Genomic DNA, 25,913 nt, shown 5'->3' on the forward strand with positions numbered 1-25,913 from the left:
ACGCCGACGGTTGTAACCGAGGCCGTGGCAGCATTCAACGCGATGGCGCGCCGCGCCATCGCGGCCATCCGCCCGGCACCCCGGCCGCGGCGGAACGAGGGGTCAGCGCAGGGACGCGCAGAAGCGCTGAATGCGCGTGCACGCATCCTCCAGCTGCCGGGTGGAGGTGGCGTAGGAGACGCGGAAGTTCGGCCCCAGGCCGAAGGCGGAGCCGTGGACCACGGCGACCCCCTCCGCTTCCAGGAGCTCGGAGACGAAGTCCTCGTCGGAGCGGATCTCGGTGCCGCCCGCGGTCCGCTTGCCGACGGCCTCGGCGCAGGACGGATAGACGTAGAACGCCCCCTCTGGCATCGGGCAGCGCAGATACGAAGCCTGGTTGAGCATCGAGACCACGAGGTCGCGCCGCTCCTCGAAGGCCTTCCGGAAGGTCACGAGATGGTCCTGCGGCCCATCCAGGGCCTCCACCGCCGCCCATTGAGCCATCGTCGCGGCGCCCGAGGTCTGCTGGCCCTGGAGCGTATCCATGGCCTTGATCAGGTGCTCGGGGCCGGCGGCATAGCCGATGCGCCAGCCGGTCATGGCGTAGGCCTTGGACACGCCGTTCATGGTCAGGGTGCGCTCGTAGAGCGAGGGCTCGACCTCGGCCGGGGTGACGAAGGTGAAATCGCCGTAGACCAGGTGCTCGTACATGTCGTCGGTCAACACCCAGACGTGCGGATGGCGCACCAGGACGTCGGTCAGCTGCTTCATCTCGTCGAATGAATAGGCCGCGCCGGACGGGTTGGATGGCGAATTCAGGATGATCCACTTGGTGCGTGGGGTGATCGCGCGCTCCAGCGCCGCAGCCTGGAGCTTAAAATTGTGCTCGATGCGCGTCTCGGCGAAAACGGCCGTGCCGCCGCAGAGCGCCACCATCTCCGGGTAGCTCACCCAATAGGGTGTCGGCACGACGACCTCGTCGCCCGGATTCAGCGTCGCCATCAGCGCGTTGAACAGAATCTGCTTGCCGCCGGTGCCGACGATGGTCTGGCTCGGCTTGTAGTCCAGGTGGTTCTCGCGCTTGAACTTGCGGACGATCGCCTCACGCAGGGGCACGATGCCGGCCACCGGCGGATACTTGGTCTCGCCGCGCTCGATGGCGGCGATGCCGGCCCGCTTGATGTTCTCGGGCGTGTCGAAATCGGGCTCGCCGACCGACAACGAGATGATGTCGCGGCCTTTGGCTTTCAGATTCCGCGCCTTTTGCGTCACCGCGATGGTCGCGGAGGGCTTCATGCGGGCGAGAGCATCCGAGAGAAAGGCCAACGTCGTTTCTCCTTGTCGAGGAGCCTGAAGGGGTGCAACCGGGCTCGTGTAATTGCGGCCGCCGGACCGAGCAAGCGAAACCGGCGCGCAGGACCGTTGCGCGCCCGGACTGCGACGAAGGTATGGCACGGCCGAACGGTCGGCCGTCGCCGCGATTCGATCTTCGCCGCCCGGCGCATCCGCCGAGCAGCTTCTTCCGTATGGAAGATTGATCCGTATCGCGCCGCGGCGGAACTTTACTTGAGCCCGACGGGTTGTGGGATCCGACACGTTTTCCAAGCCGCGGATCGCTCGCTGTGCCGCGTGCGCCAACGCACCGCCGATCGTCGTCTGCTGCCGCATCTTCCAAGCGTCGGCAATGGCCGGCGCCGCAAGGACTACGATGATGAACAGCAATGACCCTATCCGCATGAGTGATCTGCGCCGTGCCCAGGCAGCGACCTCCAGCGTGACCCGCATCGAAGCGGAGCGGCAGTTCAAGCTGTCGTTCGCGCTGGTGGCGGTGTTGACGATGGCGACGCTGACGGCGATGGCGACGGTGCCGATGAGCGGTTGGGGCAACGGCAACAGCACGGGTCCTCAGGTCGCTTCGACCACCGCGATCGTCCGCTGACCGGCGACTCTCCTGCTTCGCGCCAGGGCATGATCGCCGGACGCGTTCCGCTGAACATTTTGAGCATGGTGGCGGTGGCGGCGCTCGCCGCGGCGGGCGAGAGTGCGCGAGCCGCGCCCGGCAAGGCCGAGCGCAGCGCCAAGGCCACGTTCGTGGTCGAGACGGTGGCGCGAGGGCTCGATACGCCCTGGGGCTTGGCGTTCTTACCCGACGGCCGCTTCCTGGTGAGCGAGCGCGATGGTCGATTGCGGACGGTGGCTCAGGACGGACGCGTTTCGCCCGCGATCAGCGGGGTTCCATCGGTCGCCGCGGCCGGCCAGGGCGGGCTGCTCGATGTTGTTCTCGATCCGCAATTCGCCGACAACCGGTTGCTGTACATCAGCTATGCCGAGCCGCGCGACGGCCGCTCGGCGGGGACCAGCGTGGCGCGGGCGCGCCTGAGCGGCGATGCCGGCCGGCTGGAGAACGTCGAGGTCATTTTTCGCCAGCAACCGGCCCACACCGGTGGCAATCATTTCGGTTCGCGGCTTGTCTTCGGCCGCGATGGCACGCTGTTCGTCACGCTGGGGGAGCGCTTCGACCTGCGCGCCGGCGCGCAGGACCTGTCGACGACCTTGGGTAAGATCGTCCGCATCCGCACGGACGGCTCGACGCCGCCGGACAATCCCTTCGTCGACAGGCCCGGCGCCGATCCCACCATCTGGTCTTACGGCCACCGCAACGTGCAAGGCGCCGCGATCAATCCGGCCAGCGGCGAGCTCTGGACCGCGGAGCATGGCGCGCGCGGCGGCGACGAAATCAATATCCCGCGCAAAGGCCGCAACTACGGCTGGCCGGTCATCAGCTACGGCGTCAACTACAGCGGATCCAAGATCGGCGAAGGCACCGCCAAGGCCGGAATGGAGCAGCCGGTCTACTATTGGGACCCGTCGATCGCCCCCTCCGGCATGATCTTCTACACCGGGACGGCCTTTCCGGCCTGGCGCGGCAGCATTTTCGTCGGCGCACTCGCGGGCCAGTTGGTGGCGCGGCTCGAAACCGAGGGCGACAAGGTCACCCGCGAGGAACGCCTGCTGACCGGTCTGGAGGAGCGCATCCGCGACGTTCGCCAGGGGCCGGACGGGCTGATCTATCTGCTCACGGACTCGACGGAAGGCCGGCTGCTACGACTGCGGCCCGCGGGCTGAGCCCGCGCGACGGCGACGCGGACCGACACAGCACCGCAATTCTAGATCCGCACGTCCTGCCGCCGCACGACGAAGACGCTGGCGCCGGTAAACTTGCGCCAATGGTGCGGACGGATGTTGGCGCGGACGAGATCCCCCTCCGTGAACGCGCCCAGCAGATCGTAGCGCTCCGGCATGCGGAAGAGCATGCCCAAAGTGTCGCCGATGAAGGCGCGGCCGAAATTCCGGTAGTGGCGGAAGGGGCCGAAGCGCTCGGCCTTTTCGTCGGGAGAGCCGGTGACGATGTGATCCCAGAAGTCGTCGCCGTCTATCGGCACCGAGAACAGCAATGCGCCGCCGTCGGTCAGCGCCCGCGCGAGGCGAAGCAGCACGGCGGAGTAGTTGCACTCGATGTGCTCGAGCACGTGGTTCATGACGATCAGGTCGTAGCCCCGCTCGGGAAGCGAGAAGACGTCGCGGCAAAGGTCGAACGGCTGGACGCCCAGGCCCGGATAGTTCTCCGGCGCGATGTCCACCGCGCGATAGTTGGCCGCGCCGACCCGGTCGCGCAGCAGCGCTTGCAGGCCCCGCTCCGGCGCGAAGTGCAAAACCCTGCTGCCGGAGCCAAGCGCGAGTGTATGGGCGATATGCAGGGCGCAGACGCGGGCCCGCTCCAGCGAGCCGCAGGCGGCGCAGCGCACCTTGGGCCGCCCGGGCAAGTCCACGAAGTCTGTACCGCCGCAGATGTTGCAGCGCGGCGTGATGGTCTGCGTCATTGCGCGTGAGGCCCGGCCCGGACGGAGCGAGAAGGACGAGAGGTCCGGCGGTGCCTCTCTGGCGCCATCCCGCGGCGGGCGCAAGCGTCGCGTCGCCACGACCATATGGTCCGGCGCCCTCGTCGCCGGCTGACGGAACCGCAGCCGCGCCGCGCGCGGACTGGCCGAGGTTCCGGCGCGACCGGTCTTCGTCCGTGAGGGCATGGTTCCGATCCGGTCATCGACAGGGCTGGGCTTGTCGACGGGCCTGCCCTCGGCCCATGGTGCTCCTGTTCGGCGTGCTGCCGCGGGAGGGATGAGGTTCGCATGCGCTATTTCAAGAACGGCGAGCGGCCGAGCCGCGCGGGTCCGCCGGCCTATTTCACCGGTGCGGTGATCCTGGACGAGATCATCTCGGCGCAGGCGCCCGCGCGTGCCAACCTGGCGCGCGTGACCTTCCCGCCCGGCGCACGCACCGCCTGGCACACCCATCCGCTCGGCCAGACGCTGCACGTCCTCGCCGGCGTCTGCCTCGTCCAGGAGGCTGGCCAGCCGGCCGCGCGCCTCCAGCCGGGCGATACGGTATGGATTCCACCGGGCGTCAAGCATTGGCACGGCGCCACCGCGACCACCCTGATGACGCATCTGGCGCTGCAGGAGGGTGACGACACCGGCAAGGCGGCCGACTGGCTCGAGCAGGTGAGCGACGCGGACTACGCGGCGGCCCAACCGGCGTGAGCACGCTCGAACTCTCTGCGCACGGCGCCGAGTCGGCCAGGCCCGTGCTGGTTGCATTCGCACTCGCGCCCACCGGATCACCGGCCGCGCGCCGGGAGGCCATCGCGCAAGCGGTTGCGGCCTGGTGCATGGCGAATGGGGCCAGCGGCACAGCGAACGGCGAGGATGGACTCGCGCGGGTCTACGCCGACCTTCATCTGCGCGCCTGCGCCGCTGCCGGCAACCAGCCGGACCCAGCGAGCCCCGGCGCCACCATCGCCCTCGGCCACCGCCTGCTGGCCCTGCACGCGTCAGTCCCCCGGCCCTGGCCGATCATGCGCATCGACATGATCGACCCGGACTTCAGCGCCCGCAGGCCGAAGCTGCTGCTGCGTCCGCAGCCGGCCTGGGGCACGCTGCGGGTGGACGGCGAGACCCTGATCGGCGGCATTCCATCGGTCGCCTGGCAGCACGACGTCGGCGGCGAGCCCCTGCTCGCCTGGGCGATCGCACGCGCCAAGGCTGAGGCCGAGGCCTTCGCCAAGGACGCCTTCATCGACCACCTCGCCAGGCTATGCCGCATCGCGGTGGAGACCGTGGCCGTGGTGAGGACGAGCTAGAGCATTTCCGCGTTTCTTCGAATCGCCGAAATGCTCTATCTGTTTGTTTTGTCGCGTTTTCTTCACGCGAACCGGCGTCCACTTCGCTCGAAAACGCTCTAAGGCATTCCGCCGTTGGATGAGATCTTCCAACGGGCGCCCCAGGACTTTGGATCGAAAGCGCCCCTCAGCGGTTTCCACCCAATTGCAAAGCGCTCGGTCGCGCTGCGCATGCGCGGGCTGATCGTGCGGTCATCGGAATGCCCGGCAGCATCGCCCGCAAGCGCTCCTGTGGCGCCGCGGCCAGCGGCGGCGCGTGAGCCTCCCGGAACGGCAGGCCGCCCCGCGCCAGGACGGCGAGGCGTGCGGCCGCAGCCGGGGTCGGCGGCGACCAGCGCCTCGATGCGGGCGCGCGACCCGCTATCCAGTTCGCCGTCGAGGTAAACGACGAAGCCCTCGTCGTCGGGGTGCCCGACGCCCGCCGCGCCGCTCATCGGCCGGCCGTTGCGCGCGCCGGCGGGCCATCCGAACCGGCTTCCGCCGCGAGCTTGGCCCGGGCCGCCGCCAGACGGCTCATGACGGTGCCGACCGGAACTTCGAGCAGTTCCGCCACCTCGCGATAGCTGAGGCCCTCGACATAGGCCAGGAACACAGCCTCCCGCTGGGCCTCCGGCAGGTCCTGCATCCGGCGCAGGATCTGGCCGGCCAGGACATGGCGCTCGGCCTGACCGGCGCCGTCCACCACCAGCACCGCCTCGGCGTCGACGAAGCCCTGGCCCTGGCGAATGCGCCCGGCCCGCACCTCGTTGAGCCAGATGGAGCGCAGAATGGCGAACAGCCAGCGGTCGAGCCGCGTTCCCGGCGCGAACTGGGTCGCGCGCTCGAGCGCCCGCGCGCAGGTGGCCTGCACCAGGTCTTCGGCCACCTCGCGCCGGTGGCTGAGCATGATTGCATATCGCCATAGCCGCGACAGATGCGCGCTCAGCCCGGCGCGGACCTCTTCGCTGGAGCCCATGGCCGTACTCCGACCGTCCGTCGTGAGCCTCTGCGCACGCCGTGGCGCCGGATGGGCCTCGCGCCACGCCTCGCCGCGGGGCCGCAACGCGGCCGCCGCAGCCGTGCACGGGGTTTGTCCCCGACCGGCGGGGCAAAAGCATGGCCGCAGAAGCGCTGCGCCGGTCATCGCGGCATCGCCTCGCCACGGGGACGCCAGCGCACGAACGGCACCAGCACGAGCGCCAAGAGCGTGAGCGCCGCGGTCAGCGCCCAGGCCAGGTTCGTCGTCTCGACGAACGCCGCCCGCTCGATCAGCGGCCGCACCAGGGCGAGGGCTGCGGGATCGTCGAGCGCGTCGGCCCCCGCCGCCAGCATCTCGGGCGGGATTCCGATGGCCACGGCCGTGGCCGCGTCACCCGCGCGCAGACGCTCCAGGATGGCGGTGCCGTGGGCCGCAGCCCGGCCGTAGATGACCGTGTCGATGAGCGCCAGGCCGATGGCGCCTCCCAGGTTGCGCATCAGGTTGAAGAGGCCGCTCGCGTCGGGCACGCGGTGCAGCGGCAGGTGGCCGAGTGCCAGCCGTGTCGGTGGCAGCAGGCAGAACATGATGGCGCCGCCGCGCAGGATCTGCGGCCACAGCATTTCATCGAAATCCGTCTCGGCGGTCTGACGGGCGCTCAAGCCCAGGCCCAAGCCGAACAGGGCAAAGCCGAAGCCGGTGAGCAGCCGCGGATCGAGCCGTCGCTCCAGCGCCACGGCGATCGGTGCGGAGGCGAGCTGCGCGGCGCCGGTGACCAGCATGATGCGGCCGATCTCCAGCGCGCCATGGCCGCGGACGTAGGCCAGGAATAGCGGCATCAAGTAGACGGAGCCGAACAGACCGATGCCCAGCACGAAGCTCAGCGCCGCGCCAATGGCGAAGTTGCGGTCGCCGAGCAGGGTGAGATCCACCAAGGGCCGGCGGCGTGCCAGGACGCGCCGGGTAAAGAGCGCGACCGCCGTCCCGGTCCAGGCCAGCAGCGCGAGGATCGGCGGCGACACCCAGCCGCGGTCGGGCGCCTGCTTGAGCGCAATCTCCAGCGCGGCCAGAGCCGTCGCCAGCAGCAACAGCGACGTGAGGTCGACAGCTGCGCCGGTGTCGCGGCCAGGTGCATCGTGCGGCAGGAACAGCCACGCGCCCAGTGCTGCGGTGACGCCCGGCACCAGGTTGACGAGAAACAGCCAATGCCACGAATAGGTCTCGGTGATCCAACCGCCGACGACGGGCCCGACCGTCGGCGCCAGCACCGCCAGGACACCGGCGAACGTCGTCGCGACGCCCTGCAGGCGCACCGGGAACAGGAGGAAGACGGCCGAAAACACCGCGGGGATCAGCAAGCCGCCGGAAAACCCCTGCAGCACGCGCGCGGCGATCAGCGTGGCGAAGCCGGCGCTCACCGCGCACAGCGCCGAGGCGGCGGTGAAGACGGAGACCGCGATGACGAACAGCCGGCGCATGCCCACGAGCTGGGTGAGCAGGCCGGTAAGCGGGATCGCCACCACCTCGGCGATGAGATAGGCGGTCTGCACCCAACTGATCTGGTCCTGAGCGATGGCAAGCGCAGCCTGAATGGTCGGCAGCGAGGTGGCGACGATCTGCACGTCGAGGATTGCCATGAACATGCCGAGGCACATCATCGCGAAGCCGGCGAAGACCCGCACGGCGGCGGCCGGCTCGGCCGTAGACCGGCCGGTAAGCCCGCTCACGCCCGCGTCCCGCCGCGGCGGAGCCGACCAGCGGCAGCGCGGCGCCGGCTCACGGCCCACCCGCTGCGCTCTCGGCCAACGCTGCCTGCTCGGCCCGGATGCGAACCGCCAGGACGGCCGCGTTCAGCAGGCTGAAGATGCCGGCGAAGACGGGCAGGCCGAAGGCCAGCGGCAGCGCGGCGATCTCGCCGATCACCACCGCATAGTTCGGATGGGAGAGAAGGCGATACGGCCCCGTGCGCACCAGCGGCGTGTCGGGTAGCACGATGATGCGCGTCGTCCAGCGCTCCCTCAGCGTCGCCAGCACCCAGACGCGCAGCGCCTGCAGCACGACGAAGGCGGCGAGCCAGCGCGGGTCCACCGGCTGCGCCGGCGCCAGGAGCCAGAGACCTGCAAGCCAGGCCGCATGGACCGCGACGATCGCCGGGTAGTGGCCCGGCGCCACCTCGACGCCGCCGCGCGCCAGCAGCGCGCGCGTGTTGCGACGGGCGAGCGCGAGCTCGCCGAGGCGCTGCGCCGTCACCAGGGCCAGGACGATGACGGTGAGGCTCACGCCGCGGCCCTCAAGGTGAGGCCGCTCGCGGTGAAGCCGGGACCAAGGGCGAGCAGCGCAGCGCGGCCGGCAAGCCCGCGCGCGAGGACGCGCTCCAGGACGAAAAGCACCGTCGGCGCCGACATGTTGCCGTAGTCGGCGAGCACCGCGCGCTCATCAGCGAGGTCGCCGGACGCCAGCCGCAGCGCGTGCTCCAGCGCGTCGACCACCTTGGTTCCGCCGGGATGGCAGACGAAGCGGGCGATGTCGCCGTGGACCAGACCGGCGCCGGCCAGCATCGCCTCGACCGCCGCCCCGACATGGGCTTCGGCGAAGGGCGGGATGGCGCGGTCGAAGACGACGCCGAGCCCTTGTTCTTCGACCCGCCAGCCCATGATGTCGAGCGTATCCGGCCACAGGCGCTGGCCGCCCCACTCGATGGTGGGCCGGCCGCCAGCCCCGGCGCGCAGGACGCAGGCGGCGGCGCCATCGGCGAACAGCGCCGTGGCCACGATGCTGGCCTTGGACAAATCGTCGGGCCGGAAGGCGAGCGAGCAGGTCTCGACGGCGATGAACAGTACGGTCGTGCCCGGCCGCGCTTCCGCCAGCCGCGCGGCCGTGGTCAGCCCGGACACGCCGCCGGCGCAGCCGAGACCGAAGATCGGCACCCGCTCCACGTCGGCGCGGAACCCCATGCGGCCGGCGACCCGGGCTTCGAGACTGGGGGCGGCAATGCCGGTCGATGTCACCGTGACGATGGCGTCGACGTCGGCCGCCCGCACGTCGGCGGCGTCGAGGGCCCGTGTCGCGGCGATGACGAAGAGGTCGCTGGCCCCCTCCAGGAAGGCGTCGCTGCGCTCCTCCCAGCCCCGCGGCGTCATGAACCAGTCCAGCGGCCGGACGAGATGCCGTTTTCGGATGCCTGTCGTCTCGAACACCCGCGCCATGCGCTCGTAACCGTGGACCCGCGTGCCGAACACGGTCGCTGCGGCCGCCGCTGCATCCGCCTGCGACACCTGGTGCGCGGGCACGGCGGTTGCCAGGGCCAGAAGTGCTGTCGCCACTCGCTTTCCCACCATGGCGGGGTCGGCACGGCGGGCCGCCGTGATCCCGCGGTGAACACGCGAGGGACTGAAAAATTCGCGGCTCGGTGGCGTCGCCATGCGCTAAAGCCTTCGCGAATGGGTGGATCCACCCGAGCGCGACGGGCACGGTGCGCCCAGGGCCAAGCTCAGAACATCGGCTCCGGGGGGCGCCGCTTCCTGGCGCGCGGGCGCTCCCACACGACGCCGGGGTAGCCTTTCAGCGGTGCCAGCGGCCGGCCGCCGTAGGCCCAGTCGACGGCCTCCTCGACAGCAAGATGATAGCGCGGCTCGCGGCCCGTCCGGCTGGCAAAGAGCGCGCGGGGTATGTCGACCATGTGCGGTGAGCGCCGGCGCTCGTAAAACAGCGGCGTGCCGCAGCGCCCGCAGAAGCTGCGGGTGGTGCCCGCCGCCGCATCCTCGAAGCGGCTGACACGCTCGGCACCGCCGAGGATGCGAAAGCGACTGCGCCAGCTGCCGACATACGTGACGTAGGCGCACCCGTGCGCCTGGCGGCTCGCCTCGGAATGGTCGTGCCAGGCCCAGAACGCCGGCACGTCGATCTCGAAGCGGACCTCGCCGCAGACGCATTGGCCCATGGCCTGGACCGCCGACGCCTTGCCAGCCTTGGTTCCGCCCGCGCTCTTGCCCATCTTCAATTGGTCCTCCCCGGCATTCGACGGAGCCGGCTCCGGCCTGACGATACCGGCAGCCATCCCGTCGCGCAGCCAGGTCGGCAGGATCCATCCGCGATCCCCCGGCCTTTCGACCATCGGCAGCGGCCTTGCGCGGCATGCAAGCCGTGCCTTGCGCTTTGCGCTGGACCGCAACATGCGGCCTCGGCCATGTCCGGCAGGCTGAGGCTGGTGATGCCAAGCAGGAGACGTGACATGGAAGGGACGCCGCCCCGCGGCTTTGCGCCGTTTTCCCGCATCGCCCCGGTGCTCGAGCCGTGGACGCCGATCTACGCCTGCGAGGACGGCGATATCCTGCGCCTCGGCACCTTCATCCGTCGACCGCTCTGCAACAACCGCGGCCTCGTGCACGGCGGCGTCGTCTCGACGCTGGCCGATATCGCCATGGGCGTGAGCCTGGTGATGGCGCGGCGACGGCATTTCCCAGACCAGGCGTCGCCGCTGACGACCTCGCTCGCCGTCGACTATATCGCCGGCGGCACCCTCGGTCTCTGGTTGGAGGTTGTGCCGCGCATCGTGCACGCCGGCCGGGCGAGCGGCGTGGTCGACGCCATCGTCACCGTCGGCGACGAGGTCGTCGCGCGCGCGGCCGCCACCTTCCGCCTGCGCGCCGAGAGCACCTTGCGACCGGATGATCGGACGGCTGTGAGCGTCACACCCGCAGGATGAGGCCCTCGGCCGGCGACAGGCGGCCCTCGACCGCGCTCAGCCAGTAGCGGCCCACCGCCTCGGGCCCGCTCGCCCGCACGATGGTGAGCCAGCGGCGGGCGTCCACTTCAAAGGCGGTGAAGTCGGCATCGAGGCGGGCGGCGTAATTGTCGTGGCCCCATTCGGCCGCACGCCGCGCCATATGCTTGGGCGCAAAGAAGTAGTGCGGCGCTGCCCCCGGCAGATCCGGCTCCCAAGGGCCGATTGCCGACCAATCGGTGGCCCCGACGGCGCAGTCGTAGACGAGGCTCCGGCGAAAATGCGCGTGCACGGCGCGGCGCAGCGGAGCCGACCCGGCGAAATCGGCATAGACGATCTCCCCATCCGCGGACAGGGCGTCGATGCGATCGTAGGGTATGACGCGGTCGTAGCAGCCGAGGCCCTCGACGAAGGCGGCGTTGCCGGACGATGTCAGTCCGATCGTCTCCACTCGGCCGCGCCGCTTCAGGCACCAGGCAAGCCCCATGGCCGTCTTGCTTGAGGCGCTCGATAATGCGATCCGCCGGGCGCCGAAGCACTCGGCGTCCGCCAGAAACGCGTCGATGACCCACGCCGTGGAGAACAGCAGCCGCAACAGCATGTTCATCGCCTCGGCGTCGGCGTCCCCCCGAGCCCTTCGATAGGAATTGTAGAAGGACGGCAGCGCCCGGCGATGCACCGCGTGGTCGATGAAGGCGCCGGCGCGCACGGCCCCCGGCACGACGACGAGATGGGTGCCGATGGGGAAGTAGCCGAAGACGCGCGTCCCGGGCTCCAGTTCCGCCGCCCGCGAGGCCACCACCTCGCCATGGCCCCAGCATGGCACGCGCCCCCAGCCCGGTTCGGAGCAGGGGAAGAAATCCCAGTAACGCATGTCGTCGCCGACCGCGGCATAGGTCACGGTGGTCGCCGTCAGCGCGAAGCTGTCGACCCGGAGCAGGGCCTCGCCTTCGGCAAGCTCAGGTAGCGGCGTCGCGACGAAATGGCTGCTCCGCAGGTCGTCGCGCCGCACCAGGAGATCGGTCGCCACTTCGCCCATCGCACCCTCGCAAGCGCCCTCTGACGGAAGGTGCTAGCACGCCGTGCCATGCCCCGTGACGCAAAGGTCGCGCGGCCCGTTGCGGGTCATGCAACGGCCACACGCGCGGTGGCGAAGGCGTCCGGCGTGGCGCGGGCGGCGCTGACGAGCCAGTCGCGGACGCGCTTCACCTCGCGCCGGGGCCGGCCGTGCGGCGCGACCAGGCGATAGGCGCCGTCCAGCGGCGCGGGAGCGGCCGGCAAGCCGAGGGGGACCAGCCGCCCGGCGTCCAGGTAGGGCCCGACGGACGGGCTGGCGGCCAGCGCCACGCCGAACCCCCGGGCGGCCATCTCGTAGGCGGCGTGCTGCACGTCGAAGGTCGCCGCCGCGGGCAATCCGTTCGGCCAGCCGGTTGCGGCCGCCCATTGGCCCCAGACGTCAGGCGGCTGCGCCACCGCAAGCAGCCGCTGGCGCGACAGATCGCGGCCGTCGGCCGCGAAGGCGGCAGCGACCGCGGGGGCGGCGACCGGCGCGACGGTGACCACGAACAGCGGCTGGGCAATGAGGCCGTCCACGGCGATATCCGCATAGCAAATGGCGAGGTCCACCTCGCCGCGGCGTAGCGCGGCCGTGTCGCGGGCGGTGGTCAGGGCGAGGTGCACGTCCGGATGCGCGGCGCGCAACGCTTCCAGCCGCGGGATGAGCCAGCCGACCGCCAGCGAATGCGACAGCGACAGGCGGACCGTCCGGTCCGCCGCCGTCTCGCGTGCCACCGCGGCGGCCGCACGGCGCAGCTCCAGATAGGCGGGCTCCAGCTCACGAGCGCAGCGGGCGCCCGCCTCGGTCAGGCGAAGGGCGCCGCCGCGCCGCTCGAACAGCGCCAGCCCCATATGGGCCGAGAACGCCTGGATGCGACGCGAGAACGCAGCGGGGCTCAAGGCGCAGCGCTCCGCCGCCTCGCGAAAGGTTGGCGCGCGGGTTGCTTCGATGAAGGCCTCGATCTGCTCGAGCGGAGGCAGGCGCTTGCGCATGGAGGCGAGCTTACCATGGTGTGCACGGCGCCGACATCGGCTCTGGAGCGGCGGCCGGCCCCGTGTCGGCGGGGGCTCCTCCGGAACGTCCTTGGTCTTGACACCGCCAGGGGCCGCCCCAACAAGGAGCTGCACACGTCATGGTCGATCGCGCCCACTCCGTCCTTCGTTCCGCTTCCGAAGCGAGCGCCGCCCGTCCAGACGCCGGCTCCGGAAGTGTTGCTCTCCTGCCGCGCCGGCAAACGAACGCAACGGTGCGCGGTTGTTCACCCTGGCGGAGTCGAAGCCTGACACATAGATCGTGCCCGGTTGCCGCGCGGATGTGATCACCCGGGCGGACACAGTGCTTCAAGTCTTTGAATTTTTGAATCTGGGGCGCTTCCGGGCTTGGGCGCGCCCCGCCTGGACGTGCTCCAGGCTCCGATGCAGCGGACGGCTTTGATGGTCAATTTCTTTATTCAGCGCCCGATCTTTGCCTCCGCCGTCGCCATCATCATGGTGCTCGCCGGCGCCATCTCCTACTTCCTGCTGCCGGTGTCGCAGTTCCCCGACATCACGCCGCCGCAGGTGGTGGTGGCCGCGGTCTACCCGGGCGCCAGCGCCCAGGTGGTCGCCGACACGGTCACGACACCGCTGGAGCAGCAGATCAACGGCGTCGAGGGCATGACCTACATGTCCTCCACGAGCTCCAACGATGGCTCGTCGACCATCACCATCACCTTCGACGTGGGCTATCCGCTCAATATCGCGGCCGTCGACGTGCAGAACCGCGTCTCGCAGGCCTCGTCGGTGCTTCCGGCGATCGTCAACCAGGCGGGCGTCATCATCAAGAAGCAGAACCCGAGCTTCGTGCTGATCGTCAACCTGACCTCGCCGGACGGCTCGGTCGATCCGGTGGCGCTCAGCAACTATGCTTATTTGCAGATCGCCGATCCGCTCAAGCGCGTCCCTGGGGTCGGCGATGTCCAGATCTTCGGCGAGCGGCGCTATTCCATGCGCATCTGGCTCGACCCGGACAAGCTCGCCAACCTCGGCATTACGGCCGTCGACGTGCAGAACGCGGTGGCCGAGCAGAACGTCCAGGTGGCCGCGGGCAAGATCGGCCAGTCGCCGGCGCCGGCGGGCACGGCGTTCGAGATGCAGGTCAATGCCGTCGGCCGCCTGAGCGACCCCAAGGAGTTCGAGAACATCATCGTCCGCGCCGACCCGCAGGCCGGCTCCGTCGTGCGCCTGCGCGACGTAGCCCGGGTCGAGCTCGGCGCCCTGCAATACGCCTCGTCCGGCTTCTTCGGCGAAGACCCCAGCGTGGTGCTCGGCATCTTCCAGCTGCCCGGCTCCAACGCGATCGAGCTGCAGGAGAACATCAAGAAGAAGATGGACGAGCTGGCCCAGCGCTTCCCCAAGGGGATCGCCTACGCCATGCACTACGACACCACGCGCTTCGTCTCGGCGGCCATGGAAGACGTGGTGAAGACCCTGGTCGAGGCCCTGCTGCTGGTGGTCCTCGTGGTCTATATCTTCCTGCAGAGCTGGCGCACGACGATCATTCCGATCATCGCGATTCCCGTCTCGCTCATCGCCACCCTGGCGGTAATGCTGGCGCTCGGCTTTTCGCTCAACATGCTCAGCCTGCTCGGCATGGTGCTGGCCATCGGCCTCGTCGTCGACGACGCCATCGTCGTCGTCGAGAACGTGGAGCGCCAGCTCGAGGCGGGGCTGCCGCCGCTCGCCGCCGCGCGCAAGGCCATGTCCGAGGTCACCGGACCGATCATCGCGACGACGGCCGTGCTGATGGCGGTGTTCATTCCCGTCGCCTTTATCCCCGGCGTCGCCGGCCGGCTCTACAACCAGTTCGCCCTGACCGTGGCCATCTCGGTCGGCATCTCGGCGTTCAATTCGCTGACCCTGAGCCCGGCCCTCGCCGCCGCCTTCCTGCGCCACCGCGGCGAGGTCAAGTTCCCGCCATTCCGCTGGTTCAACGCCGGCTTCGACCGGATGTCGCACGCCTACGCGCGCAGCATCCGCACCCTGATCCGCTTCCGCTGGCTGATGATCGCCCTGTTCATTGCCGGCGGCGCCGGCACCTACTGGGTGTCGCTGCGCATCCCGTCGACCTTCCTTCCCGTCGAGGACCAGGGCTACTTCTTCGTCGTCATCCAGCTGCCGGAGGGCGCCTCGCTCGAACGGACGGATGCCGTTGCCAAGAAGGCGCGGGAGATCCTGCAGGCGACCCCCGGCGTCGAGATCGTCGGCTCGATCAGCGGTCTCAACTTCCTCACCAACGCCGCCCAGTCCAATTCGGCGGTGGAGTTCGCCATCCTGAAGCCATGGGCCGAACGTCCGCCCGAGCTCAGCGCCTCCAACATCGTCGCCGCGGTGCGGCCCAAGCTGCTGCAGATCCCCGAAGCGATCGCGCTGAGCTTCGACCCGCCGTCGATTCCCGGCCTCGGCGCCACCGGCGGCTTCGAGTTCCAGATCGAGGACCTCAACGGCCGCGGCAGCGCTGCGTTGAACGAGGCGGTACAGGCGGTCATTGCCGAGGCGCGTAAGCAACCGGAGATCGACGGGCATCAGCTGTTCAGCACTTTCAGCACGTCGACGCCGCAGTTCCAGTACGACCTCGACCGCAACAAGGCAAAGCTCCTCGGCCTCAGCCTGCCTGACGTGTTCAACACGCTGCAGATCTATCTCGGCTCGCTCTATGTGAACGATTTCAACCTGTTCGGCCGCAACTTCCGCGTCACCATCCAGGCCGACAAGGACGCGCGCGCCAACGCGGACGACATCTCGCGGCTCTATGTGCGCAACGCCAGCGGCGGCATGGTGCCACTCAGCACGCTCGGGACGCTGAAGCCGATCGTCGGACCGGAAACGGTGCCGCACTACAACAATTACGCCTCCGCCCTCATCAACGGCGGGGCCGCACCGGGCTATAGCTCGGGCCAGGCGGTCGCGGCCATGGAGCGGGCCGCGGCGGCGGCGCTGCCGCGTGACTTCACCTATGAGTGGACCGGCATCACCTTCCAGGAGCTGAAGGCCGGCTCGCTCGCCGCCGTCATCTTCGCCCTGGCCATCGTCTTCGTGTTTCTCATCCTGGCGGCGCAGTACGAGAGCTGGTCGATGCCGTTCATGGTGTTGCTGGCGGTGCCCCTGGCGCTCTTCGGGGCGCTCGCCGGGTTGTGGATACGGGGCCTGCAGATCGACGTCTATTCGCAGATCGGCTTCGTCATGCTCATCGGCCTCGCCGCCAAGAACGCCATCCTGATCGTCGAGTTCGCCAAGCACCTGCGCGAGGGCGGCATGAGCATCGTCGAGGCGGCCATGGAGGCGGGCCGGCTACGCCTGCGGCCCATCCTGATGACGGCTTTCGCCTTCATTCTGGGCGTGGTGCCGCTGATGATCGCCACGGGCGCCGGCGCCGCGAGCCGGCAGTCGATCGGCACCACGGTGTTCTTCGGCATGCTCGCCGCCACCATCCTCACCCTGCTGTTCGTGCCTGTCTTCTACGCCATGATCGAAGAGCTGCGCGAACGTCGTTCAAACGAGAAGGCCCCTCACGGCGCCGAGCCGCCCGTCGCGCTCGGTCCCAAGACGAGCGCGGCCGAATAGGACTGGAAGCCCGATGCGCATGTGGAAACTCGGTCTCGGCATCGTCGCGGTCGCTGCGGTCGCGGGGGGGGCCTATTTCGGCCTGAAGGACCGGCTGACGCCCGGCGGCACCGCGCCGGCCGCAGCGGCAGCGCCCGGCGGCTTCGCCATGCCGGTCCCCGTCGCCTCCGTCGTCAAGCGGACGCTGCCGATCTACCTGGAGTATTCGGCACGGACGGAATCGATCCGCAACATCACGTTGCAGGCGCGTGTCGCCGGTTACGTGCAGGAGCAGCCGGCGCCGGACGGGGCGAATGTCAAGAAGGGCGATCTGCTCTACAAGATCGACCCGCGCGACTACCAGGCGGCGCTGGACCAAGCCAAGGCCCAGGTACAGCGCGACGAGGCGGCGCTCGAATACGCGCGCTCCAACCTCAGCCGCGGCACCGAGCTTGCCAAGAGCGGCTACCTCGCGCGCGATACCTTCGACCAGCGCACCAGTACCCAGCGCCAGGCGGAGGCGGCGCTCGCCATGGACCGGGCGGCCGTGCGCACGGCCGAGCTCAACCTGAGCTACACGGAAATCCGCGCGCCGTTCGCCGGCCGCATCGGCCGCAACCAGGCGCCGATCGGCACCCTGATCAGCGTCGCCGGCGCGCCGCTGAATACGCTGGTGCAGCTCGATCCGATCTATGTGACCTTCAATCCGAGCGAGTCGGATCTGGCCGAGATCCAGAAGGCCAAGGCCGTCGGCAAGGTGGAGGCCGACGTCTTGCTGCCCGGCGAGACCGAACCGCGCTACAAGGGCGAGCTCACCTTCATCGACAACGTCATCGACCGCGCCACCGGTACGCTGACGGCGCGGGCCACCATCGCCAACAGCGACATGTCCCTGCTGCCCGGCCAGTACGTGCGCGTGCGCCTGCTGATCAAGCAGCAGCCGAACGCGCTCATGGTGCCGCAGGCGGCGCTCGGCTCCAGCCAGTTCGGCAAGTACGTCTACGTGGTCGGGCCCGACCACAAGGCCGAGCAGCGGATCGTCACCCTCGGCCCCGTCAGCGGCGAGCTCGTCGCGCTGCTCAAGGGCGTCTCCGAGAGCGACCAGATCATCACCGGCAACCTCCAAAAGATCGGCCCGGGCGTGCCGGTGCAGCCGCTGCCGCCGCAGCCCGCCCAGGGACAGCAGCAGCCGGCGCAGGGGAAGGGCTAGCTCGAAGCGCTCGGCGATGAGGCGCCCCGTCGCCGAGCGCTCGGGATTCAGTCTATCCGATCAGATGAACACATCCGATCGGGAAACAGGCGAGAGCTTCGGCTCCCAAGGCGGCCCGCCGGCTTTGGACAGGCAGATGCGGCAGCAAAGGCTTGGCGTGGGATGACGATGAGGATCGCCCCGCTCTGAGATTTGGGCGAGCAGATCCGGCTGCCCCCTCACGATCATTGGCAACGACAGCCGCATACCCCGCCAACGCGCCAGCGCTCGGCGGAGCGCCCGCGCGGACCGCGGCGGCCTCTGCATGCAACTGAAGCTGCGCAGCGGCCCAGACGGCCACCTTGACAAATTCTAGAGTGCACTCTCAAAATGTTTCCAAAGGGACACCGCGCGACAAAGTCGCGGTGCTCGAGGAAACGTCTCATGAATGACAAGAGGGATCAGGCGTCCCCGATCAATGCTGGGATTGTTCTGGCCAAGAGCATGGGGGCTCCACGTCTCCGCGCGCTCTTTGACGTCCATCGTGGACACCTGGATGCCCGTTCGCGGTCGAGCCCCGACGAAGGCTTCCGCCTGACCGACGCGCGGCACGCGGCGCCAGACCGCCGTGCGGGGCCGGCGCTGCGCGCAGCCGCCGCGAGGCCGGCGTGTTCGCCATCCCCGCCGATCCAGGGTGCTGCAGCCGCTTGACCGCGAGGTCGCGCAGCGCACCGTCATCTCGATGAGGCTCGGCCGCGCCGATGCGGAGGGCGAGCTCTCCGTCCACCCCCGGTGCCGGCACACGATTGCAACGGGCAACTGCAGGACGCCGTCATGGAACCGACGACTCAATTGCACCGCACCGGCGAGAGGCTGCAGGCCGCCACAGCACAGTTGCACGAAGAGGGTTGGTGCGTGGTGCCCGACGTGCTGAGCCGGGAGGAAGCAGCCGGCGTGCTGGAACGCCTCTGGGCAGCCGCCGAGGCGTTTCGCCGGCGCGGGCGCGAGACGCACCTGGCGCAACTGGATCCGAATGCCGCGAATGTGCGTGTGTTCGATCTGCTCGACCTCGATCCGGTCTTTCGAGGCTTGATCCGAAAGCCGCTTGCGCTCGATCTCGTGCGTGAGCTGCTGGGCGCTGAGTTCATCGTCTCGAACTTCACAGCCAACATCGCCCGGCCGGGCTCGGGCTCGATGAACCTGCACTCCGACCAGGCCCTGGTGGTGCCGGAGCCATGGCTCGAGGCATGGTCGATCAATGTGATCTGGTGCCTGACGGACGCCACCTTCGAGAATGGCGCCACGCTGTTCATTCCGGGCAGCCACAAGGTGGAGCGCCTTGCCGAGCTCGGCCCCGATGCGGCCGCCCGGCTGCGCCCCTTCGAGGCCAAAGCCGGCTCGATCGTCGCGATGGACGGACGCATCTGGCACACGTCGGGCGCCAACGTCACCACCGACCAGGATCGCGCGTTGATGTTCGCCTACTACACGCGCAGCTTCCTCCGGCAGCAGGTCAATTGGAACGTCGCGCTCTCGCCCGAGGTCCAGCAGGAGCTGGATCCGGAGCTCCGCGGCCTGTTGGGGCTGGAGGCCACGGCGAACACCGGGCTGGGGGCAAAGTTGCTCGCGGCAAACGTGGGGCGTCGCACGGGGTAGGCAGGCAAGACACCAAAAATGGGGAGGCGAGGATGCACGAGGCCAAGCGCAAGCTGGTCGTCGCGGCTGCAATAGCGTTCGGAGGGCTGGCGAGCAGCGCCCAGGCGCAGACGGCTTACGACACCGGGGCCACGGACACCGAGATCAAGATCGGCAACATCGTGCCGTATTCCGGGCCGGTGTCGATGCTGGGAACATACGGCAGGGCGCTCGCAGCCTACTTCGACAAGATCAATGCCGAGGGCGGCATCAACGGCCGCAAGATCAAGTACATCTCGCTGGACGACGGATACAATCCGGCGAAGACCGTCGAGGCCGCCCGCCGGCTGGTCGAACAGGACGAGGTGCTCATGCTCGTGTCCCCGGTGGGCACGGCTCAGAACGCGGCCATTGGCGCCTACATGAACAGCAGAAAGGTCCCGCACCTCTTCGTCGGGACGGGGGCGCCGCGGTGGGGCGACTACAAGAAGACGCCCTGGAGCATGGGGTGGAATCCGAGCCTCCTGGCCGAGGGGCGCATCTACGCCCAGCATGTCCTACAGACCCGGCCGGGCGCGAAGGTCGCGATCCTCTTCCAGAACGACGATTATGGCAGGGACTTGCTCAGGGGGGTCACGCAGGCCTTCGGTGAGAAGGCTGGCGCCATGATCGTCGCCCAGCAGGCCTACGAAGCCACTGATCCGACGGTCGACAGCCAGCTCGCCACCGCAAAATCCAGCGGCGCGGATGTCTTCATCGACCTCTCCACGCCGAAATTTACCGCCATGGCCATCCGGCGCATCGCCGAGCTCGGCTGGAAGCCCGTACACTACATCTCCTATTCGTCGCACTCCGTCGCCTCCGTGCTCGCGCCGGCGGGCCTGGACAACGCGGTCGGCGTGATCTCGTCGACCTACCTTCGCGACCCGACCGATCCTCGCTGGAAAGACACCCCGGAGTTCGCCGGGTACACGGCCTTCATGAAGACCTACTATCCGGGCGGCAACGTCGACGATTTCCTGAACGCCGGTGGCTACACCATCGGGCAGGCGGTCGAGCAGGTGCTACGCCAGGCCGGCGACAATCTCACGCGCGCCAACATCATGAAGCAGGCCGCCAACTTGGACATGACTTTGCCGATGCTCTACCCGGGCGTCCGGGTCAAGACGGCTGCGGATGACTACTATCCGATCAAGCAGATGCAGCCGATCCGCTTCAACGGGCGCACCTACGAGCCGATCGGCGGAATGCTCAAGGGGCAGTAGCACGCACCGTCGGGGCGCCACCTACCGCCCCGGCGGGCCGGCCGAGATCCGGCCCATTGCGATATCTTCCATGGCTGGCACATGGCTGCGCGGCGCCTGCCCGCAGGAACTCTGGGGAGGAGCACAAGTTGCGGACGGCCCTACCACCCATCACCGATGACCTCGGCCAGGCCGAGCGCGACCTTCGGGAGCATGGCATCTGCCTCGTCACCGGGGTGCTCACCCCCGCGCAGCTGGCCGACGTGCGCAGTGCGTTGTACCGTGCGGCGAAGCTGGACGCTCAGCGCAACGTCACCCACAGCGGCTTCAAACTCGACTACGGCGAGGGCAACCATCGCGTCTGGAACACGCTGAGCCTGGACCCCGTGTTCGCGGACCTCGTCGAGCATCCCGTCGCGCTGCGGCTCGTCCGATCCGTTCTCGGCTGGCCCGCACTGCTGGGCAACCAATCCGCGAATATCGCGCTGCCGGGCTGCGTCGGCGGCATGCTGCACGCCGACCAGATCTTCGTCCAGGAGCCGTGGCCGGCGTTGCCGCAGGGGTGCAACGTGGCCTGGTGCATCGACGAGTTCACCGAAGAGAACGGCGCAACCCGCTTCGTTCCCGGCAGCCATCTCCACCACCGCCCGCCCGGCGAAGACGACCGGGACATCTCGGTGCCGGCCGTCGGGCCGGCCGGCACGGTCGTGGTGTTCGAAAGCCGTCTCTGGCATCGCACCGGGGAGAACCGCACCACGGACCGGACCCGCGCGGGGCTGTTCGGCTGGTACACCCGGCCCATCTACCGGGCTCAGGAGAACTGGTTCCTATCGCTCAATCCCAGGATCCTGGAGGGGGCATCGGACGACCTGCTGGTCCTGCTGGGCTACAAGACCGAGGGCTTGGGAAAGATCAACGGTCGCTCGCCCAGGTAGCGGGCCGCCCGGCCGCATCCCCGAATGCGAGTGGGCATCGCCGATCAATATCGCTCGGCCGGTCACCCCCGTGACGGCGGTGGACGCAAGGTCCGAGTCGATCACCCTTTCCGCCGTGGCGGTTCCGTCCCATATTGGGACGATGCCGAAAGCCCCCAAGATTCCCGTATCGGGTCAGCCGGAGACGCCCAAGCGGCCGCGCGCCAGCCGGGGCAAGGCGGGCAAGCCCGAGCTCAAGCCGCTCGACGAGCACCTGGCCGATCTGCTCAACCCCGGCATCAAGCGGGGGCGCGCCGCTCCCGGTACGGCGGCGAGCGACCGCCACGGCTTGGGCGAGCGCGGCCTGGATGAACGCGGCTTGGACGAACGCGGGATGGGCGAGCGGCCGCAGGCCGCCTACGATGTCTCCCGCGGCGACGCGCTGGCGTCGGATTCGGCCCTGGTGCCCAAGCGCGGCCGCAAATGGGGGCCGGGTGACGAGAGTCTTAGCCGCGACGACATTCTCAAGGCCGCGCCCCGCCGCGTGCGCGAAGGCAACGTCGCCCGCGACGGCGAGGATGACGACAGCGCCCTGACGACGGGTGCGTCGGCAACGCTCGATGCGCTGAGCAAGCTGCTGACTGAGGGCGACCCGACCCACAAGGACAAGCCGTGGACGCCGCACCGGCCGTCGCGGCCAGAGAAGTCCGAGGGCGGAATCGGCTTCACCCTCGTCTCCGACTTCGCGCCCGCCGGCGACCAGCCCCAGGCCATCACCGAACTGGTGGACGGGGTGAACCGCCTGGAGCGCGACCAGGTGCTGCTCGGCGTCACCGGCTCGGGCAAGACCTTCACCGCCGCGCAGATCATCCAGGCGACGCAGCGCCCTGCCCTGGTGCTGGCGCCGAACAAGACGTTGGCCGCGCAGCTCTACGGTGAGTTCAAGTCGTTTTTTCCCAATAACGCGGTCGAATACTTCGTATCATACTACGATTACTATCAGCCGGAAGCCTACGTTCCACGCTCCGACACTTATATCGAGAAGGAAAGCTCGGTCAACGAGCAGATCGACCGCATGCGCCACTCGGCGACGCGCGCCCTGCTGGAACGCGACGACGTCATCATCGTCGCCTCGGTCTCGTGCATCTACGGTATCGGCTCGGTCGAGACCTATACGGCCATGACCTTCTCGATAAAGGTGGGCGAGCGCATCGAGCAGCGCCAGTTGCTGGCCGATCTGGTGGCGCTGCAATACAAGCGCATCCAGAGCGATTTCGCCCGCGGCACCTTCCGCGTGCGCGGCGACGTCATCGAGCTGTTTCCCGCCCACATGGAAGACCGGGCCTGGCGCATCGGTCTGTTCGGCGACGAGGTCGAGACCATCGTCGAGTTCGACCCGCTCACGGGGCACAAGACCGCCGACCTGTCCTTCGTCAAGGTCTACGCCAACTCCCACTACGTCACGCCCAAGCCGACGCTGGGCCAGGCCGTCAAGTCGATCAAGGAGGAGCTGAAGTGGCGCCTCGACGACCTGAACCGGAGCGGCCGTTATCTGGAGGCGCAGCGGCTGGAGCAGCGCACCAGCTTCGATATCGAGATGCTGGAGGCGACCGGCGTCTGCGCCGGCATCGAGAACTATTCCCGCTACCTCACCGGGCGCCGGCCGGGCGAGCCGCCGCCGACCCTGTTCGAGTACCTGCCCGACAATGCTCTGGTCTTCGTCGACGAGAGCCACGTCACCGTGCCGCAGATCGGGGCGATGTACCGCGGCGACTTCCGCCGCAAGGCGACCTTGGCCGAGTACGGCTTCCGCCTGCCCTCGTGCATGGACAATCGGCCGCTGCGCTTCGAGGAATGGGAGGCGATGCGGCCGCAGACCGTCCATGTCTCGGCCACGCCCGGTGACTGGGAGATGGAGCGCACCGGCGGCGTCTTCGTCGAGCAGGTGATCCGGCCCACCGGCCTGGTCGACCCGCCGGTGGAGATGCGGCCGGCGCGCAGTCAGGTCGACGACGTGCTCGGCGAGATCCGCGCGACGGCGGCGCAGGGCTATCGCGCGCTGGTCACCGTGCTCACCAAGCGCATGGCCGAGGACCTGACGGAATACCTGCACGAGAACGGGGTGCGCGTGCGTTACATGCACTCGGACATCGACACCCTGGAGCGCATCGAGATCATCCGCGACCTCCGGCTCGGCGCCTTCGACGTCCTGGTCGGCATCAATCTGCTGCGCGAGGGCCTCGACATTCCCGAGTGCGCGCTGGTCGCCATCCTCGACGCCGACAAGGAGGGTTTCCTGCGCTCGGAGACCTCGCTGATCCAGACCATCGGCCGCGCCGCCCGCAACGTCGACGGCCGTGTTCTGCTCTATGCCGACCACGTCACCGGCTCGATCGAGCGGGCACTGGCGGAAACCAACCGTCGCCGCGACAAGCAACTCGCCTGGAACGCCGCCAACGGCATCACGCCGCAGAGCGTCAAGAAGAACATCGCCGACATCCTCGACAGCGTCTACGAGCGCGACCACGTCATCGTCGACGCGGGCCTGGCCAAGGCGGCGGCGCCCATCGGCCACAACCTCAAGACGGTGCTGGCCGATCTGGAAAAGCGCATGCGGGCCGCCGCCGCCGACCTCGACTTCGAGACCGCGGCGCGCCTGCGCGACGAGATCAAGCGCCTGCAGGCGACCGAGCTTGCCATCGCCGACGATCCCCTCGCCCGCCAGACCGAGGTTCAGGACAAGGCGGGCGGCTTCGCCGGCCAGCGCCGCTACGGCGCCGCCGGCAACCTGCCGCCGCCGGAGACCACGCGTGCCCGCAAGCCCACCCTCGACGAAATGGGCCCGCACAACCGCGAACTCCCGCTGACCCCGGAGAACTATGTCCCCCCGGCCCGCTCCACCGCAGGCTGGCCCGGCCAGAAGCCGAAATATCGGGGGCGGAAGGGAAAATAAGGCGCACGCGCTGACCTGGCCGATTTCGCAGCACGCTCGCAGCACCGCCACCCACACCGCAAACGGTCTGACCTGACCTATGCGGCCGGCTTACCGTCCGCGTAGCTCACCCCCATGCCGGCGCGCACATCCTGCTGAATGCCATATTGCGGAAATGGATAGCGCAGGCCGTTCCTGGACAGGGCCTCCATGCCGGCGATTGCCTGACCGAGCATGTCGGGCGGCAGGGCCATCAGCATCTCATCGTCCAGCACGCCGCCGTAGCGGCGTTCGGCGAAGCAGGGGATCGACAAGCTGGGCTGGCGTGTCTTCAAGGCGCGGCCCCAGGAGTCGGCGCAGGCGGATTCGCCCACGACACTCCAGTCGAAGCGCTTGTAGCCGGCCCATTGCAACCCGTTGATGAAATACATCATGGCTCCCGGCGTTGCATAAAACAGCGCGATATCGGGTGGATCGAGCCGCCCGGATGATAGCGGCGAGACGGCGATCGCCTGATATCGGCCATCCTCGACGCAGTTCATTGCCGCTTGGTGGGCGCCGGCATCCTCAGGTGTCGAATACCAGACGCCGACCATGCGCTGCCCGGATGTCCATTCGGCATCCTTGGCGTTGCCGAGGCCGATCACCGCTCTGCACTGTGCGCCCACCAAGTCCTCAGCGGTCGCCCCTACGGTCCATCCAAGCCGAGCAGCCTGTGCGACGACCTGATCGAAGGCGTGAATGGCCTTTGGGCGGCGGATGCGCGGAATGGCCGCCATGTCCTCAACACGCTCGAACAGCTTCATGCCGAATGGCGCGTTGCGCAACTTCAGCAGCCGTTCAAGTTCAGCCGCCTGGCCGAGCAGATCATTAGGCATCGTGGTCTCCTGCGAAGTGCTCGCGGCCGCTCGCCGATGACGGCCCCGGGCCAGAGTAAGGAAACCCGGGAGCTCTGTCCTCGCCAAGTTCGGCCGACCTTGGGCCGCGAAGTGCGAGGCGCGATCGACCGTCTTGAGCCGGATGTTGTCGCCTGATTCGTCATCCAGCCCATAGAGTCCGCATCGCAATTCACGGGTGGGCGTTGCACCTGATGAGATCGCCGACCGCGGCGACTAGAGCGTTTTTCGAGCGAAGTGGACGCCGGTTCGCGTGAAGAAAACGCGGCAAATCAAACAGATAGAGCATTTCGGCGATTCGAAGGAACGCGGAAATACGCTAGGTGCTCGCTGAGGACATGCTCACCACGCCTCTGTCCGCAGCGGTCCGGTAGAGAGCGTCAGCCGCCGATGGCGGCACGTAGGCTGGTTGTTCGCCGTCGATGAACACGACATCGTCCGGCTCGATCTCAAACGTCCCGCAGCTCCGGTGTCTCGCCCTCGTCGCGCGCCGACGAAAGCCATGGTCGAGCCCCATCGCCACCACACCCGCGGGCCGTCCGGATGGCGAGCCGCGAGCCCGCAAGACACGCC

21 protein-coding genes are annotated in these 25,913 nt (G+C 68.8%); 11 read left to right on the forward strand and 10 right to left on the reverse strand.

All coding sequences use genetic code 11. The annotated features are described in order from the left end of the window. Nucleotides 1-102 precede the first annotated feature (102 nt). Nucleotides 103-1,305 (reverse strand): pyridoxal phosphate-dependent aminotransferase, encoded by a 1,203-nt coding sequence (locus tag IEW34_RS22620; RefSeq protein ID WP_188611473.1) that lies wholly within the window; start codon nt 1,303-1,305, stop codon nt 103-105. A 385-nt stretch (nt 1,306-1,690) separates the two neighbouring features. Between IEW34_RS22620 and IEW34_RS22625 the strand changes: the two genes are divergently transcribed. Further along, a complete protein-coding gene (locus IEW34_RS22625; RefSeq protein ID WP_188611474.1) occupies nt 1,691-1,918 on the forward strand; it encodes a hypothetical protein in 228 nt (75 codons plus the stop codon). Nucleotides 1,919-1,947: 29 nt separating this feature from the next. Then, a complete protein-coding gene (locus tag IEW34_RS22630; RefSeq protein WP_244642144.1) occupies nt 1,948-3,105 on the forward strand; it encodes a PQQ-dependent sugar dehydrogenase in 1,158 nt (385 codons plus the stop codon). Between the two features lie 41 nt (nt 3,106-3,146). Here the strand turns inward: IEW34_RS22630 and IEW34_RS22635 are convergent, their stop codons facing one another. Beyond that, nucleotides 3,147-3,860 carry a class I SAM-dependent methyltransferase gene (locus tag IEW34_RS22635; RefSeq protein WP_188611475.1) on the reverse strand — a complete coding sequence of 238 codons (714 nt, stop codon included), beginning with the start codon at nt 3,858-3,860 and terminating at the stop codon, nt 3,147-3,149. A 306-nt stretch (nt 3,861-4,166) separates the two neighbouring features. On the opposite strand from IEW34_RS22635, the gene IEW34_RS22640 reads away from it, so the two are divergent. Both IEW34_RS22640 and IEW34_RS22645 read left to right on the forward strand, forming a co-directional pair. Further along, nucleotides 4,167-4,577, forward strand: a complete 411-nt coding sequence (locus tag IEW34_RS22640) for a (R)-mandelonitrile lyase (protein WP_188611476.1) — start codon at nt 4,167-4,169, stop codon at nt 4,575-4,577. A 128-nt stretch (nt 4,578-4,705) separates the two neighbouring features. Further along, the gene (locus tag IEW34_RS22645; protein WP_210324561.1) at nt 4,706-5,176 is read left to right on the forward strand and encodes a type ISP restriction/modification enzyme; all 471 of its coding nucleotides are present in this window, start codon (nt 4,706-4,708) and stop codon (nt 5,174-5,176) included. A gap of 469 nt (nt 5,177-5,645) precedes the next feature. On the opposite strand, the gene IEW34_RS22650 is transcribed toward IEW34_RS22645, so the two are convergent. The 5 genes from IEW34_RS22650 to IEW34_RS22670 all read right to left on the reverse strand — a co-directional run bounded on the left by IEW34_RS22650 (nt 5,646) and on the right by IEW34_RS22670 (nt 10,164). Next, complete coding sequence (locus tag IEW34_RS22650; protein WP_188611478.1) at nt 5,646-6,170, reverse strand: RNA polymerase sigma factor; 525 nt, start codon at nt 6,168-6,170, stop codon at nt 5,646-5,648. 164 nt (nt 6,171-6,334) lie between these two features. After that, nucleotides 6,335-7,828 carry a DHA2 family efflux MFS transporter permease subunit gene (locus tag IEW34_RS22655; protein ID WP_188611532.1) on the reverse strand — a complete coding sequence of 498 codons (1,494 nt, stop codon included), beginning with the start codon at nt 7,826-7,828 and terminating at the stop codon, nt 6,335-6,337. A 118-nt stretch (nt 7,829-7,946) separates the two neighbouring features. Further along, on the reverse strand, nt 7,947-8,450 hold the full coding sequence (locus IEW34_RS22660; protein ID WP_188611479.1) for an isoprenylcysteine carboxyl methyltransferase family protein: 504 nt from the start codon (nt 8,448-8,450) through the stop codon (nt 7,947-7,949). Further along, nucleotides 8,447-9,493, reverse strand: coding sequence for a type III polyketide synthase (locus tag IEW34_RS22665; protein WP_244642146.1), 1,047 nt, complete (start codon nt 9,491-9,493; stop codon nt 8,447-8,449). The genes IEW34_RS22660 and IEW34_RS22665 overlap by 4 nt, the downstream gene beginning before the upstream one ends. Nucleotides 9,494-9,660: 167 nt before the next feature. Next, on the reverse strand, nt 9,661-10,164 hold the full coding sequence (locus IEW34_RS22670) for a GFA family protein (protein WP_188611481.1): 504 nt from the start codon (nt 10,162-10,164) through the stop codon (nt 9,661-9,663). A gap of 237 nt (nt 10,165-10,401) precedes the next feature. On the opposite strand from IEW34_RS22670, the gene IEW34_RS22675 reads away from it, so the two are divergent. Further along, nucleotides 10,402-10,875, forward strand: a complete 474-nt coding sequence (locus IEW34_RS22675; protein ID WP_188611482.1) for a PaaI family thioesterase — start codon at nt 10,402-10,404, stop codon at nt 10,873-10,875. On the opposite strand, the gene IEW34_RS22680 is transcribed toward IEW34_RS22675, so the two are convergent. Both IEW34_RS22680 and IEW34_RS22685 read right to left on the reverse strand, forming a co-directional pair. Further along, nucleotides 10,859-11,932 carry a DUF2855 family protein gene (locus IEW34_RS22680; RefSeq protein ID WP_188611483.1) on the reverse strand — a complete coding sequence of 358 codons (1,074 nt, stop codon included), beginning with the start codon at nt 11,930-11,932 and terminating at the stop codon, nt 10,859-10,861. The genes IEW34_RS22675 and IEW34_RS22680 overlap by 17 nt on opposite strands. A gap of 86 nt (nt 11,933-12,018) precedes the next feature. Continuing rightward, nucleotides 12,019-12,942: a LysR family transcriptional regulator gene (locus IEW34_RS22685; protein WP_188611484.1), complete on the reverse strand. Its 924-nt coding sequence runs from the start codon at nt 12,940-12,942 to the stop codon at nt 12,019-12,021. 441 nt (nt 12,943-13,383) lie between these two features. Here IEW34_RS22685 and IEW34_RS22690 point away from each other — a divergent pair, with 441 nt between their 5' ends. The 6 genes from IEW34_RS22690 to uvrB all read left to right on the forward strand — a co-directional run bounded on the left by IEW34_RS22690 (nt 13,384) and on the right by uvrB (nt 24,465). Next, nucleotides 13,384-16,551, forward strand: a complete 3,168-nt coding sequence (locus tag IEW34_RS22690) for an efflux RND transporter permease subunit (protein WP_188611485.1) — start codon at nt 13,384-13,386, stop codon at nt 16,549-16,551. 13 nt (nt 16,552-16,564) lie between these two features. After that, a complete protein-coding gene (locus IEW34_RS22695) occupies nt 16,565-17,740 on the forward strand; it encodes an efflux RND transporter periplasmic adaptor subunit (protein WP_188611486.1) in 1,176 nt (391 codons plus the stop codon). Nucleotides 17,741-18,571: 831 nt separating this feature from the next. Beyond that, a complete protein-coding gene (locus tag IEW34_RS22700; protein WP_194446528.1) occupies nt 18,572-19,375 on the forward strand; it encodes a phytanoyl-CoA dioxygenase family protein in 804 nt (267 codons plus the stop codon). Between the two features lie 32 nt (nt 19,376-19,407). Then, nucleotides 19,408-20,619 carry an ABC transporter substrate-binding protein gene (locus IEW34_RS22705; protein WP_188611488.1) on the forward strand — a complete coding sequence of 404 codons (1,212 nt, stop codon included), beginning with the start codon at nt 19,408-19,410 and terminating at the stop codon, nt 20,617-20,619. A gap of 128 nt (nt 20,620-20,747) precedes the next feature. After that, a complete protein-coding gene (locus IEW34_RS22710; protein WP_188611489.1) occupies nt 20,748-21,533 on the forward strand; it encodes a phytanoyl-CoA dioxygenase family protein in 786 nt (261 codons plus the stop codon). 142 nt (nt 21,534-21,675) lie between these two features. After that, nucleotides 21,676-24,465 carry an excinuclease ABC subunit UvrB gene (uvrB, locus tag IEW34_RS22715; RefSeq protein WP_188611490.1) on the forward strand — a complete coding sequence of 930 codons (2,790 nt, stop codon included), beginning with the start codon at nt 21,676-21,678 and terminating at the stop codon, nt 24,463-24,465. A gap of 77 nt (nt 24,466-24,542) precedes the next feature. Here the strand turns inward: uvrB and IEW34_RS22720 are convergent, their stop codons facing one another. Next, nucleotides 24,543-25,322, reverse strand: coding sequence for a DUF169 domain-containing protein (locus tag IEW34_RS22720; protein WP_188611491.1), 780 nt, complete (start codon nt 25,320-25,322; stop codon nt 24,543-24,545). Nucleotides 25,323-25,913: the final 591 nt, after the last annotated feature.

Source organism: Chelatococcus reniformis, from assembly GCF_014640075.1.
GTDB classification, from domain to species: Bacteria; Pseudomonadota; Alphaproteobacteria; order Rhizobiales; family Beijerinckiaceae; genus Camelimonas; species Camelimonas reniformis.

Excerpts from the sequence above, each read along its gene's own strand:
- IEW34_RS22625 (WP_188611474.1), top strand. The coding sequence starts at position 1,691 with ATGAACAGCAATGACCCTATCCGCATGAGTGATCTGCGCCGTGCCCAG.
- IEW34_RS22630 (WP_244642144.1), top strand. The coding sequence starts at position 1,948 with ATGATCGCCGGACGCGTTCCGCTGAACATTTTGAGCATGGTGGCGGTG.
- IEW34_RS22635 (WP_188611475.1), bottom strand. The coding sequence starts at position 3,860 with ATGACGCAGACCATCACGCCGCGCTGCAACATCTGCGGCGGTACAGAC.
- IEW34_RS22640 (WP_188611476.1), top strand. The coding sequence starts at position 4,167 with ATGCGCTATTTCAAGAACGGCGAGCGGCCGAGCCGCGCGGGTCCGCCG.
- IEW34_RS22645 (WP_210324561.1), top strand. The coding sequence starts at position 4,706 with ATGGCGAATGGGGCCAGCGGCACAGCGAACGGCGAGGATGGACTCGCG.
- IEW34_RS22650 (WP_188611478.1), bottom strand. The coding sequence starts at position 6,170 with ATGGGCTCCAGCGAAGAGGTCCGCGCCGGGCTGAGCGCGCATCTGTCG.
- IEW34_RS22655 (WP_188611532.1), bottom strand. The coding sequence starts at position 7,828 with ATGATGTGCCTCGGCATGTTCATGGCAATCCTCGACGTGCAGATCGTC.
- IEW34_RS22670 (WP_188611481.1), bottom strand. The coding sequence starts at position 10,164 with ATGGGCAAGAGCGCGGGCGGAACCAAGGCTGGCAAGGCGTCGGCGGTC.
- IEW34_RS22675 (WP_188611482.1), top strand. The coding sequence starts at position 10,402 with ATGGAAGGGACGCCGCCCCGCGGCTTTGCGCCGTTTTCCCGCATCGCC.
- IEW34_RS22680 (WP_188611483.1), bottom strand. The coding sequence starts at position 11,932 with ATGGGCGAAGTGGCGACCGATCTCCTGGTGCGGCGCGACGACCTGCGG.
- IEW34_RS22685 (WP_188611484.1), bottom strand. The coding sequence starts at position 12,942 with ATGCGCAAGCGCCTGCCTCCGCTCGAGCAGATCGAGGCCTTCATCGAA.
- IEW34_RS22690 (WP_188611485.1), top strand. The coding sequence starts at position 13,384 with ATGGTCAATTTCTTTATTCAGCGCCCGATCTTTGCCTCCGCCGTCGCC.
- IEW34_RS22695 (WP_188611486.1), top strand. The coding sequence starts at position 16,565 with ATGCGCATGTGGAAACTCGGTCTCGGCATCGTCGCGGTCGCTGCGGTC.
- IEW34_RS22705 (WP_188611488.1), top strand. The coding sequence starts at position 19,408 with ATGCACGAGGCCAAGCGCAAGCTGGTCGTCGCGGCTGCAATAGCGTTC.
- uvrB (WP_188611490.1), top strand. The coding sequence starts at position 21,676 with ATGCCGAAAGCCCCCAAGATTCCCGTATCGGGTCAGCCGGAGACGCCC.
- IEW34_RS22720 (WP_188611491.1), bottom strand. The coding sequence starts at position 25,322 with ATGCCTAATGATCTGCTCGGCCAGGCGGCTGAACTTGAACGGCTGCTG.